Origin of the sequence: Mesorhizobium sp. Ca11 (assembly GCF_020165275.1) — a bacterium.
GTDB lineage: Bacteria > Pseudomonadota > Alphaproteobacteria > Rhizobiales > Rhizobiaceae > Mesorhizobium.
Genome location: NZ_JAIUHU010000034.1, coordinates 1 through 11,394 on the forward strand (window position 1 = coordinate 1; position 11,394 = coordinate 11,394).

Genomic DNA, 11,394 nt, shown 5'->3' on the forward strand with positions numbered 1-11,394 from the left:
CTTTCCTCTCCCCCGTCGATCGGGGGAGAGGTGGCTCGGCGAAGCCGAGACGGAGTGGGGGTCGACCAGCGCTACATAAGACAATACATGCGCCAAGCTGCCATGCACGCTATCGCTAAAGGCCAGCCGCTTTGGCAGGGGCGAGGAACTTCACATCCCCGTCAGATCGCTCATCAGGCCCGATGCCACCGACAGCCGCGACACGGTGATGTCGCCGCCTTCGGTCAGCGCCTGCAACCGCTCGCGGGTGCGCGCGACGCGGTCGCCGCCGGCTTCCAGCCAAGCCGCGACCGGATCCGCCGCCGTGCCGTGCGCGGTGAGCGCCGCCACCGCGATGCCGCGCCGCGCCACGCCGATCGTGTCGGCCGCGCGCGACAGCGCCAACTGGTCGTAATAGTCGGGCGGCATGATCGAGCGCGCAGCTTCCTCGACGCGCGGGATGCGGAAGGCATCGCTGACCGCGAAGAAGGCCTTGGCCGCGCTGACGATGTCGGCATTGGCCGTGCGCGCGGTGAGCGCGATGTCGGGGATCAGCTCGGCCACTTCGGCCAGAGCGAGCTGCCCGGCGAGCTTCTCCGGCGCGCCGCTCTTGGACAGACCGTGCCGCCGCTCCTCGACGCGTTCACGCGAGAAGGCCGGCAGCAGCGAGAGAAGCTTCGGCTCGAGCGCCTTGCGCGCCTCCTGCAATTCGGCGATGCGCTGGCCAAGCGGCGCGGAGCCGGCTTCGTGCTTCAGGTACCAGCCGCTGGTCACAAAGATAAGCCGGCTGATCGCTTGATAGAGATCGAGCTGGACCTGCCCGTCGATATGGTTGTCGAGCGCGTCGATCTCGCGATAGAGCGCGGGCAGCGCGAAGCCGTCGCGGACCATGGCGAAGATGCGCACCACATCGGCCGCCGTGCGGCCCGTGGCTTCCTGTAGCCGGTTGGCGAAGGACGGTCCGCCGCGATTGACCAGGTCGTTGGCGAGCACGCGCGCGATGATCTCGCGCCGCAGCCGGTGTTCGCGGATCTCACCGGCGAATTTCCTCGCCATGCGTTCCGGGAAATAGCCCATCAGATCGCGGTCGAAATGCTGATCGTCGGGCACGTCGCTGGCGACGATATCGGAGAACAGCACGATCTTGGCATAGGCGAGCAGCACGCCGAGCTCGGCCCTGGTCAGCGGCTCGCCGCGCGCCTCGCGTTCGGCAAGCGCCGCCGGCGAAGGCAGCGTCTCGACCGCCCGGTCGAGCAGGCCGCGCGCTTCCAGCGCCGACATGAAGCGCGCCTGGTGCGCGATGTCGGCGAGCCCGCGCTTGCGCGCCAGCGAAAGCGCCAGCGTCTGCTGATAGTTGTTGGCGAGCACCAGCGCGCCCACCTCGTCGGTCATCTCGGCGAGCAGCTTGTTGCGCGCCGGCCTCGCCAGCGAGCCTTTGCGCATCGCCGACGCCAGCGCGATCTTGATGTTGACCTCGACGTCGGAACAGTTGACGCCACCCGAATTGTCGATGGCGTCCGAGTTGCAGCGGCCGCCATTCATCCCGAACTCGATGCGCGCCCGTTGCGTGACGCCGAGATTGGCGCCCTCGCCGATGACTTTGGCCCGGACATCAAGCGCCGTGACCCGAACGGCGTCGTTGGCGCGGTCGCCGACATCGGCGTTGCTTTCGCCCGAAGCCCGCACATAGGTGCCGATGCCGCCGAACCACAAAAGGTCGACCGGCGCCTTGAGGATGGCGTTCATGATCTCGACCGGCGTCGCGGTGGTCCTGGCGAGGCCGATCGCGGCGGCCGCGGCCTGCGGCAGCGTGATTGATTTCTGGTTGCGCGAAACGATGACGCCGCCGTCCGACAGTTTCGACTTGTCGTAGTCCTGCCAGGACGAGCGCGGCAGCGCGAACATGCGCACCCGCTCGGCCATCGAGGCGGCCATGTCCGGATCGGGATCGATGAAGATGTCGCGATGGTCGAAGGCGGCGATCAGCCTGGTGGCCGGCGAGAGCAGCATGCCGTTGCCGAACACGTCGCCCGACATGTCGCCGACGCCGACTACGGTGAAGGGCGAGGTCTGGATGTCGCGGTTCATCTCGCGGAAATGCCGCTTCACCGCTTCCCAGGCGCCCTTGGCGGTGATGCCCATCTTCTTGTGGTCGTAGCCGGCCGAGCCGCCGCTGGCGAAGGCGTCGTCCAGCCAGAAATGGTGTTTTTCGGAAATGGCATTCGCGGTGTCTGAGAAGGTCGCCGTGCCCTTGTCGGCGGCGACGACGAAATAGGGATCGTCCTGGTCGCGCCGTACCACGCCGGCCGGCGGGATGACGCCGTCGACGCCGATATTGTCGGTGATCGAGAGCAGGCTGGAGACGAAGTTCTTGTAGGCCGAGGTGCCTGCTTCGAAGATGGCATCGCGCCCGACGCTCATCGGCAGCTTCTTGGGATAGAAGCCGCCCTTGGCGCCGACCGGCACGATGACGGCGTTCTTGACCTGCTGCGCCTTGACCAACCCCAGCACCTCGGTGCGATAGTCCTGGGCGCGATCCGACCAGCGCAGGCCGCCACGCGCCACCGGGCCGAAGCGCAGATGCACGCCTTCCACCTCGGATCCGTAGACGAAGATCTCGCGCCATGGCCTCGGCGCCGGCAGTCCCTCGACCGCCTGCGAATCGAGCTTGATCGCCAGCGACTGCCCTTTTTGTTTCGTATCGGTTACGAAATGATTGGTGCGCAGCGAGGCTTCGATGAGGTTGAGATAGCGGCGGATGATGGTGTCGTCGTCGATATTGGGCACCTCCTCCAGCGCATCCTTGATCTTGGCCTTGAGGTGCTTGGCCGCGACCGCGCCTTCGCCTTCGGCCGCCGGACCGAGCCGGGCGACGAACAGCGCGTGCAGGCCGCGCGCGATCTCGGGATAGCGATTGAGTGCGGCGGCGATGAAATCCTGGCTCTGGGGAATGCCGGCCTGCTGCAGATAGCGGCCATAGGCGCGCAGGATGGCGATCTCGCCAGACCACAGGCCGGCGGTCTGGGCCAGGCCGTTATAGCTGTCATTGTCGACATCGCCGCGCCAGACCGACAGGAAGGCGTCCTCGAAGAGCGCGCCGCCGTCGGAGATGTCTATTCGCGCGCCATAGCTGTTCTCCAGTTCCATGTCGTGGATGAAGACTTTGCCGGAGCCGGTGTCGGCGACCTCGAAGGTGCGCTCGCTGATGACGCGGAAGCCGATGTTTTCCAGCACCGGCACGCGCCGCGACAGCGCGACAGGGCTGCCAAAATGATAGATCTTCAAAGCCGCCTGGTGCGGCTTCTGGTCGGCATGGCGGTAATAGTCGATGGCGATCGGATTGTCGGCCCCGATCTTCGCGATGCGGCCGGCATCGGCCAGCGCCACGGCGGCCGAGAAGCTATCGCGATAGCTTTCGGGGAAACGCGCCGCGATCGCCTTCAGCGCCGGGTCGCTGCCGGCGGCTTCCGCGGCTTCGGCGAGCGCGTCCTCCCAAGTGCGCACGATGTCGCGAATCGCCGCCTCGATCGCCGACTGCTCGACCTTCGGGGTCTTGCCGCCGGAACGGCCGATGATGAAATGCACGCGCGCCAGCCCGCCTTCCGGGAAGGCCGGGTAATAGGCCGACAGACGGCCCTCGAACACCGTCTTGAGATAGGTGCCGACCTTCTCGCGCACGACGCTATCGTAGCGGTCGCGCGGCACGAAGACGATGATCGAGACGAAGCGGTCGAACTGGTCGACGCGTACCAGCGCCCGCACGCGCGGCCGCTCGATCAGCCCGAGTATGGCGCTGGCGTGCTTGCGCAGGATGGGAATGGGAACCTGGAACAGCTCGTCGCGCGGATAGCTTTCCAGGATGTTGATCAGCGCCTTGCCGGAATGATCGTGCGGATCGAAGCCGGATTTCGAGATCACGGTCTCGGCCTTGGAGCGCAGATAGGGGATCTTCATCACCGAGCGCGTGTAGGCGGTCGAGGTGAACAGGCCGACGATGCGCAATTCGCCCGCGAGCGCCCCCTTCGACGTGTAGGTCTTGATGCCGATGTAATCGAGATAGATGCGGCGATGCACCGACGACTTGGCATTGGCCTTGGTGACGATCAGCGGCTCCGGCCCGTGCAGGAAGGCGCGGATTTCCGGCGTCGTCGTCACCGCCTCGGTGCCGCGCCTCAACACCAGCACATCCGGATCCGACAGGATGCCCAGGCCGGGTTTGTCGGCGCGCTCCAGCGAGCCGCTTTCCTCGCCGCCGGTATATTTGAACTCGCGCATGCCGAGGAAGGTGAAATTGTCGTCGCGCAGCCATTCGAGGAAGGCGATCGCCTCGGCGACGCTCTTCTTGTCGAGCGGCACCGCCGAATAGCGGAATTCGGAAATCGCCTGGTCGAGGCGGGCGAGCATCCGCTTCCAGTCGACGACGGCCGCCCGGACCTGCGAAAGCACCTTGTGCAGCCGCTCGGTGAGGCTCTTGGCCTGCTCGGCGGTCAGCCGCGGGATATGCACATGGACGACGCTCAGCCGGTCGTCATCCTCCTTGCCGCCGTCGCCAAGCACCTCGACCACACCGGTCTTGCCGTGGCGGACGGTGACGATCGGATGGGTGACCAAGGTCGGCTCACCGCTTGTCTCGGTGATTTCGCCGAGGATGGAATCGAACAGGAACGGCATGTTGTCGTTGACGACGGTGATGACCGTAACCGGCCGGCCGTCGCAGGCAACGCCCGAATCGGCTTCGACGGCAACGACGCTTTCGCCCTTCCTGTGGCTGGCGACTGCTTGGGCGGCGAGCTCGCCAGCGCGCTCGAGGTCGGCCACGTTATAGGCCGCGATGTCCTCGGCGGGCGCCCGCGCCAGCAGATAGTCGGCAAGCCTTGCGGGTTTCTCCTCCGCTTTCGCGGCGGCGGCTTTCCTCTTCGGCTTGGATTTCACGCTGGCCATGACGCTTAGTCCCTCCCGTTATATGCTTTTGCGACTATGGTAGCCAGATGACCGCCGTTTGGCGACAAAGGTTTGACGGCGCTTAAAAAAATTCCAACCGACGCCATCACAGCGCGAGGAGAACAGTCATGACCGGCAAAGTAACCGCGCTCGACCTTGTCCAGGCGGAGCTCGGCGAGGCGACGAAAGCCTATTTCGACAAATGCCGGGAGAAGCTCGGCCTCGTGCCAAACGTGCTTCTCGCCTACGCCTTCGACGAGAAGAAGCTGCGCGCCTTCACCGACATGTATAACGATCTGATGCTGGGCGATTCCGGTCTGTCGAAGCTGGAGCGCGAGATGATCGCCGTGGTCGTGTCCTCGGTCAACCACTGCTTCTATTGCCTGACCGCGCATGGCGCGGCGGTGCGCCAGCTGTCGGGCGAACCGGCGTTCGGCGAAATGATGGTGATGAATTTTCGCGCCGCCGAGCTGTCGGACCGGCAGCGCGCCATGCTCGAATTCGCCGTGAAGCTGACCGAGGAGCCGGCTAAAATCGTCGAGGCCGACCGCGCCGCCTTGCGCCAGGCCGGCTTCACCGACCGCGACATCTGGGACATCGCCTCGACCGCCGCCTTCTTCAACATGTCGAACAGGGTGGCCGCCGCAGTCGATATGCGGCCCAACCCCGAATACCACGCCATGGCAAGGTGATCTCGTTACAGTCGACTCAACTTAACATCGATTGCCTGTTTTTCGTTTTGGTCCGATGATCAGGATTGCGGCAAGGCCGCATATCGGATTGCAACATCACTGCATATCGCAAGCGGCGTGGCCGCATGCCGGTTCGACGCCGCCGACAAAGAGAGGAGAACATGGCGAAATTTCTCTATGTCTATCACGGTTCCGGCAAGATGCCGACCGACGAAGCCGAACGCAAAGCGGCGATGGATGCCTGGACGGGCTGGTACGACAAGCTCGGCTCGGCCGTGGTCGACGGCGGCAATCCGGTCGGCATGTCGAAGACGGTGCTGCCCGGCGGCAAGATCGAGAACAATGGCGGCAGCAATCCCACCGCCGGCTACACCATCGTCGAAGCCAAGGACATCGACGATGCCGTCGCCAAAGCCAAGGACTGCCCGATCCTGATGGACCCGGCTTTTACCGTCGAGATCGCGCCGATCATTGAAATGATGTGAGGCCGGCGCTCTATCGCGCGGCGATAGCGGCGGCGGCGCCCGCCATCGTCGTCGCGCTGACACGGTTGGCGATCTTCATGGCGCGCCTGCTCTTCAGCAGCCGGCGCGCCTGGGAGGCGGCCAGCACCCAGGCGAGATCGATGACGATCAGCACGAGCGCCATGGTCAGCGTCAGCTCGACCCAGCCGATCACGCTGACCGAAGCCAGATCGATGATGGTCGGCAGCAGCGCCAGATAGAACATCATGATTTTCGGATTGCCGAGTGTCACCGCCATGCCGGCAAGGAAAAGTTTCAGGGGCGAGTCCTCGCGCGGCATCTCGCCCTCCTTCGCCTCGACCGGCGCCGTCCACATCTTGAACGCGAGATAAGCAAGGTAGGCGACGCCAACCCATTTCACGACGACGAAGGCGTAGTGGAAGGTTTGCGCCACGACGGCGAGCCCGAACACCGCCAGCGAAAGCCAGACGCCCTCGCCGATCCACATCGCCAGCAGGAACGGGAAGACGTCGCGGAATCCTTTCGAGATCACCCGCGCCACCAAGGCTGCGATCGAAGGGCCGGGCGAGCCGGCGGCGACAAAGAGCGCGGCAGCGAAGATCAGCAACGAGGCGAGATGCATGGGGTCGCTCCCTATAAGAGATAAAGAACGATAGCCGATCGTACTAGATTTGGCACGCCCAACAAGGCGCGAACGTTGATCAAGGCGACAACAACTGCCAGCGCCGGCGCCGCCCCTCATCTGGCTGCCGCCATCTTCTCCCCGTTGAACGGGGCGAAGGGACATGGCGCCGACGATTTCGCCAGTCGCGAACGTTGCAGAAAGAGCGCCGGAGTTCGCGCGAGATTCCCTTCTCCCCGTTCACGGGGAGAAGGTGCCGGCAGGCGGATGAGGGGCAGCGCCGACGCCTAAATTGAAACGAAGCAGTCGCCTGCCGCGGAAACAAAAGAGGGAGCAACCGCTCCCTCTTTCGAACTTTCCGTGGAACCTTACGCCGCGCCCATCACCTTGGCGGCCTTCTCGAAACGCTTGCGCTCGTTCGGGTCGAGATGGAGCTTGCGCAGGCGGATGGTCTTCGGCGTCACCTCGACCAGCTCGTCGTCCTGGATCCAGGCCAGCGCCCGCTCCAGGGTCATGCGGATCGGCGGCGTCAGCTTCACCGCTTCGTCCTTGCCGGCGGCGCGGATGTTGGTGAGCTTCTTGCCCTTGAGCACGTTCACTTCGAGATCGTTGTCGCGCGAATGGACGCCGATGATCATGCCCTGGTAGACCTTGACGCCCGGATCGATGATCATCGGGCCGCGGTCTTCCAGGTTCCACATCGCATAGGCGACCGATTCGCCCTGCTCGTTGGAGATCAGCACGCCATTGGTGCGGCCGGGCAGCTCGCCCTTATACGGCTCATAGGCGAAGAACAGCCGATTCATCACGGCGGTGCCGCGCGTGTCGGTCAACAATTCGGACTGGTAGCCGATCAGGCCGCGCGTCGGGGCATGGAAAACCAAGCGCTGGCGGTTGCCGCCGGACGGGCGCAGCTCGACCATTTCGGCCTTGCGCTCCGACATCTTCTGCACGACGACGCCGGCATGCTCTTCGTCGACGTCGATGACGACTTCCTCGACCGGCTCCAGCAGCTGTCCGTCGTCGCCCTTCTGCATGACGACGCGCGGACGCGACACGGCAAGCTCGAAACCTTCGCGGCGCATCGTCTCGATCAGCACGGCGAGCTGCAATTCGCCGCGGCCGGACACGAAGAAGGAATCCTTCTCGGCCGATTCCTCGATCTTGAGCGCGACATTGCCCTCGGCCTCGCGCAGCAGCCGGTCGCGGATGACGCGGCTGGTCACCTTGTCGCCCTCGGTGCCGGCAAGCGGCGAGTCGTTGACGAGGAAGGACATGGTCACGGTCGGCGGGTCGATCGGCTGCGCATGCAGCGGCTCGCTCACCGCCGGATCGCAGAAGGTGTCGGCGACGGTGCCTTTCGACAGGCCGGCGATGGCCACGATGTCGCCCGCCTGGGCCTCGTCGATCGGCTGGCGCTCGAGGCCGCGGAAGGCGAGGATCTTCGAAATGCGGCCGGTCTCGATCTGCGTGCCGTCATGGTGCAGCACCTTGACCGCCTGGTTGGCCTTCAGCGTGCCGGACTCGATGCGGCCCGTGATGATGCGGCCAAGGAAGGGATTGGCCTCGAGGATGGTGCCGATCATGCGGAACGGGCCGGGATGCACCGTAGGTGCGGGCACATGCTCGACGACCAGGTCGAACAGCGGTGCGAGACCCTGGTCTTTCGGGCCTTCCGGATTTTCCGAAACCCAGCCGTCGCGGCCCGAACCATAGAGGATCGGGAAATCGAGCTGCTCGTCGGTGGCGTCGAGCGCGGCGAACAGGTCGAACACCTCGTTGACCACTTCGATATGGCGGGCATCCGGACGGTCGATCTTGTTGATGACGACGATGGGGCGCAAGCCGACCTTGAGCGCCTTGCCGACAACGAATTTGGTCTGTGGCATCGGCCCTTCGGCGGCGTCGACGAGCACGATCGCCGAATCCACCATCGACAGGATGCGCTCGACCTCGCCGCCGAAATCGGCGTGTCCGGGCGTGTCGACGATGTTGATGCGGGTGCCATGCCAGTCGACCGAGGTCGCCTTGGCCAGGATGGTGATGCCGCGTTCCTTTTCGAGGTCGTTGGAATCCATGGCGCGCTCGGCGACGCGCTGGTTGTCGCGGAAGGCGCCGGACTGTTTCAGGAGTTGGTCGACGAGGGTGGTCTTGCCATGGTCGACATGCGCGATGATCGCGATATTGCGGAGGTTCATTGTCTGGTCTCGGGAGCGTTGCAGGCAGCAGGCCCAGAGGCGCCGCCTTTTTCGGTTGCGCGGCTCATACAAGGTTTTTCGCAATTGCGAAAGGGGAGGCCCGACCCCAAATACATGGTCACTGATTCTTAAACGTCTTGGTGTGAAATGATTCCGTTAACCAAGGCGGAACCTTTGAGGGGCCGGACAGTTCGATGTTCATGACCGATCCTATGTCAAGATTGCGTCCGGTTTTTGCGTGGGCGGCGCTTGGCGTACTCGTCGCTGCCGGTGCCGCGCAGTCGGCGGCGACGCTTCGGCAAGCCGACCCGATCGTACCGCCCGACGCCAGGACCGCGCAGCAGATGTTCGCCGACGCCCCCGACGGCGTCGATCCGATCATCACCGGCCCGGTCAGCGCCGCCTTCAAGCAGCGCCAGAAGGATGCCAACTGCGACACCGCGGTCTGGCCCAACGTGCCACGGGCTTGCTATCCGGATTGATTTCGCCTTTGCCATAACGCGGCTAACGTCGCGATCCTTCGCGCCCCCCTCTGGCCTGCCGGCCATCTCCCCCACAAGGGGGGAGATTAGCAGCTTCGGCGCCTCGCTCATTCCTGCAACGTTGGAGATTGGCGAAGGTCGAGGTGACGGCCAATCTCCCCCCTTGTGGGGGAGATGTAGGGCAGAGGGGGGCGCTGTCCCGCCAACCTTACCAATTTTCTCCAGGACCTTACGCGGACCGCACCGGATCGAGCGTAACCTTGTAAAGCTCGTTGTCGTCGCGATCCATCAGCCGTACGGTGAGCTGTTCCGTTGCGCCGGAAATGTCGACCAGACCGAAGAACTGCAGCCCGGCCGACGGCGGCAGGTTCTGGCCCTGTTCGGCGGTTGGCGCCTTGATGAACTTCAACTCCGGCCCGAAGGTCATGTCGAGATCGTTGGGGCCGAAGGTGCCGGCGTGGATCGGGCCGGAGACGAATTCCCAGAACGGATTGAAATCCTGGAACTGCGCCTTGTCGGGATTGTAGTAATGCGCCGCGGTGTAGTGGACGTCGGCGGTCAGCCACACCGTGTTGGTGATGCCGGCATTCTTGATGAAGCGCAGCACGTCGGCGAATTCGAGCTCGCGGCCTTTCGGCGCGCCATTGTCGCCGTTGGCGACCGCCTCGGCCCCGGCCTTCTTCGCCGCGTCGTTCCAGACGACCAGGCCAAGCGGCATGTCGGCGGCGATGACCTTCCACGTCGCCTTGGAATTTGCCAGCTCCCGCTTCAGCCACTTGGACTGCTCCTCGCCGATCATGCGCGACTTCGGCGTCAGCGTCTCTTCCATATCAGGACCGTTCGGGCCGCGATAGGAGCGCATGTCGAGGAAGAACACGTCGAGCAGCGGCCCATGCGAGACCTTGCGGTAGACGCGGCCCGGCTCCGACGGCTCGTAGCGGATGGTCGTCATTTCATGGAAGGCGCGAGCCGCCCTGGCCGCCAGCACATGGATCGACTTTTCCTTGTAGCGGTCGTCGGCGGTCAGGTCCTTCGAATCCGACCAATTGTTGAGCACCTCGTGGTCGTCCCACTGGTAGAAGGTCGGGCAGATGGCCGACAGGCCAAGCACATGCTTGTCCATCATATTGTACTTCCACTGGTCGCGGTATTCGTCCAGCGTCTCGGCCACCTTGCGCTTGCCGTCGATCATGACGACGTTCTTCCACTTGCCGCCGCCGGGCAGGTCGACCTCGTCCTTCATGGCGCCGTCGGCATAGATGGTGTCGCCGGAATGCAGGAAGAAGTCCGGCGTGTGCTTGGCGATGGTCGAATAGGTCTTCATGCCGGTCTCGTCGATGCCCCAGCCCTGGCCGGCGGTGTCGCCCGACCAGGCGAAGCGCACATCGCGCTTGGACGACGGCGCGGTGCGGAAACGGCCGACGATCGGCTCGGACACGGCATTGATGTCGGAAAGATCGGCAGCAACCATGCGGTAGAAGATGTCCTGGTCCGAGGCGAGATCGGTGAGCAGCCGCTTCACCGTGTAGTCGCTGGCCGGCGAGGTATCGAGCGCAGCCAGCCGCGTCGCATTGGCGAAGCTTTCGGTCGTCGACACTTCATACATCACGCGCGCCGGTCGGTCGGTGCGGGTCCAGACCATGCCCGAGGTGGCGTCGATGTCGCCGGACTGGACGCCATGCGTGAAGGCCGGACGCTGGCTGGCGCGGGAATAATAGGGCAGCGCCAGACCGGAGGCGCCGACAAGGCCGAAGGCGCTGGCCGAAGTGACGAAAGCGCGGCGGGTGAGCGAAAGCTTGTTCATGGCTGTCTCCGGGATGGCATTGAGCGGGACCGCCAGGCTCTCGCTTCAATGTTTCAGGCGCATATCGGAACCATGAAGTTTTGATAACAGTCGACATCTTCCTTCTCCCCTTGTGGGCCTGTTGCGTAATTGGCTGGTTATGATTCTCTGAGAGGAAGCTCGGAGGGAATCGCGATGGCTGTGAAGCAGAC

7 protein-coding genes are annotated in these 11,394 nt (G+C 64.4%); 3 read left to right on the plus strand and 4 right to left on the minus strand.

Annotated elements, in window-relative coordinates; genetic code table 11:
• Positions 1-150 precede the first annotated feature (150 nt).
• The gene (locus LB538_RS28915) at positions 151-4,920 is read right to left on the minus strand and encodes an NAD-glutamate dehydrogenase (protein ID WP_224528355.1); all 4,770 of its coding nucleotides are present in this window, start codon (positions 4,918-4,920) and stop codon (positions 151-153) included.
• 128 nt (positions 4,921-5,048) lie between these two features.
• On the opposite strand from LB538_RS28915, the gene LB538_RS28920 reads away from it, so the two are divergent.
• Positions 5,049-5,612 (plus strand): peroxidase-related enzyme, encoded by a 564-nt coding sequence (locus LB538_RS28920; RefSeq protein ID WP_224528370.1) that lies wholly within the window; start codon positions 5,049-5,051, stop codon positions 5,610-5,612.
• Between the two features lie 161 nt (positions 5,613-5,773).
• Positions 5,774-6,097 (plus strand): hypothetical protein, encoded by a 324-nt coding sequence (locus LB538_RS28925; RefSeq protein WP_224528372.1) that lies wholly within the window; start codon positions 5,774-5,776, stop codon positions 6,095-6,097.
• A 10-nt stretch (positions 6,098-6,107) separates the two neighbouring features.
• Here LB538_RS28925 and LB538_RS28930 read toward each other — a convergent pair whose 3' ends face one another.
• Positions 6,108-6,719: a LysE family translocator gene (locus LB538_RS28930; protein ID WP_140841878.1), complete on the minus strand. Its 612-nt coding sequence runs from the start codon at positions 6,717-6,719 to the stop codon at positions 6,108-6,110.
• A 368-nt stretch (positions 6,720-7,087) separates the two neighbouring features.
• Positions 7,088-8,917: a translational GTPase TypA gene (gene typA, locus LB538_RS28935; RefSeq protein WP_224528374.1), complete on the minus strand. Its 1,830-nt coding sequence runs from the start codon at positions 8,915-8,917 to the stop codon at positions 7,088-7,090.
• A gap of 194 nt (positions 8,918-9,111) precedes the next feature.
• On the opposite strand from typA, the gene LB538_RS28940 reads away from it, so the two are divergent.
• Positions 9,112-9,399: a hypothetical protein gene (locus LB538_RS28940; RefSeq protein WP_224528376.1), complete on the plus strand. Its 288-nt coding sequence runs from the start codon at positions 9,112-9,114 to the stop codon at positions 9,397-9,399.
• 229 nt (positions 9,400-9,628) lie between these two features.
• On the opposite strand, the gene LB538_RS28945 is transcribed toward LB538_RS28940, so the two are convergent.
• Positions 9,629-11,203 carry an alkaline phosphatase D family protein gene (locus LB538_RS28945; protein ID WP_224528388.1) on the minus strand — a complete coding sequence of 525 codons (1,575 nt, stop codon included), beginning with the start codon at positions 11,201-11,203 and terminating at the stop codon, positions 9,629-9,631.
• Between the last annotated feature and the right edge of the window lie 191 nt (positions 11,204-11,394).

Coding starts and splice junctions, on each gene's coding strand:
- LB538_RS28915 (WP_224528355.1), bottom strand. CDS start 4,920: ATGGCCAGCGTGAAATCCAAGCCGAAGAGGAAAGCCGCCGCCGCGAAA.
- LB538_RS28920 (WP_224528370.1), top strand. CDS start 5,049: ATGACCGGCAAAGTAACCGCGCTCGACCTTGTCCAGGCGGAGCTCGGC.
- LB538_RS28925 (WP_224528372.1), top strand. CDS start 5,774: ATGGCGAAATTTCTCTATGTCTATCACGGTTCCGGCAAGATGCCGACC.
- LB538_RS28930 (WP_140841878.1), bottom strand. CDS start 6,719: ATGCATCTCGCCTCGTTGCTGATCTTCGCTGCCGCGCTCTTTGTCGCC.
- typA (WP_224528374.1), bottom strand. CDS start 8,917: ATGAACCTCCGCAATATCGCGATCATCGCGCATGTCGACCATGGCAAG.
- LB538_RS28940 (WP_224528376.1), top strand. CDS start 9,112: ATGTTCATGACCGATCCTATGTCAAGATTGCGTCCGGTTTTTGCGTGG.
- LB538_RS28945 (WP_224528388.1), bottom strand. CDS start 11,203: ATGAACAAGCTTTCGCTCACCCGCCGCGCTTTCGTCACTTCGGCCAGC.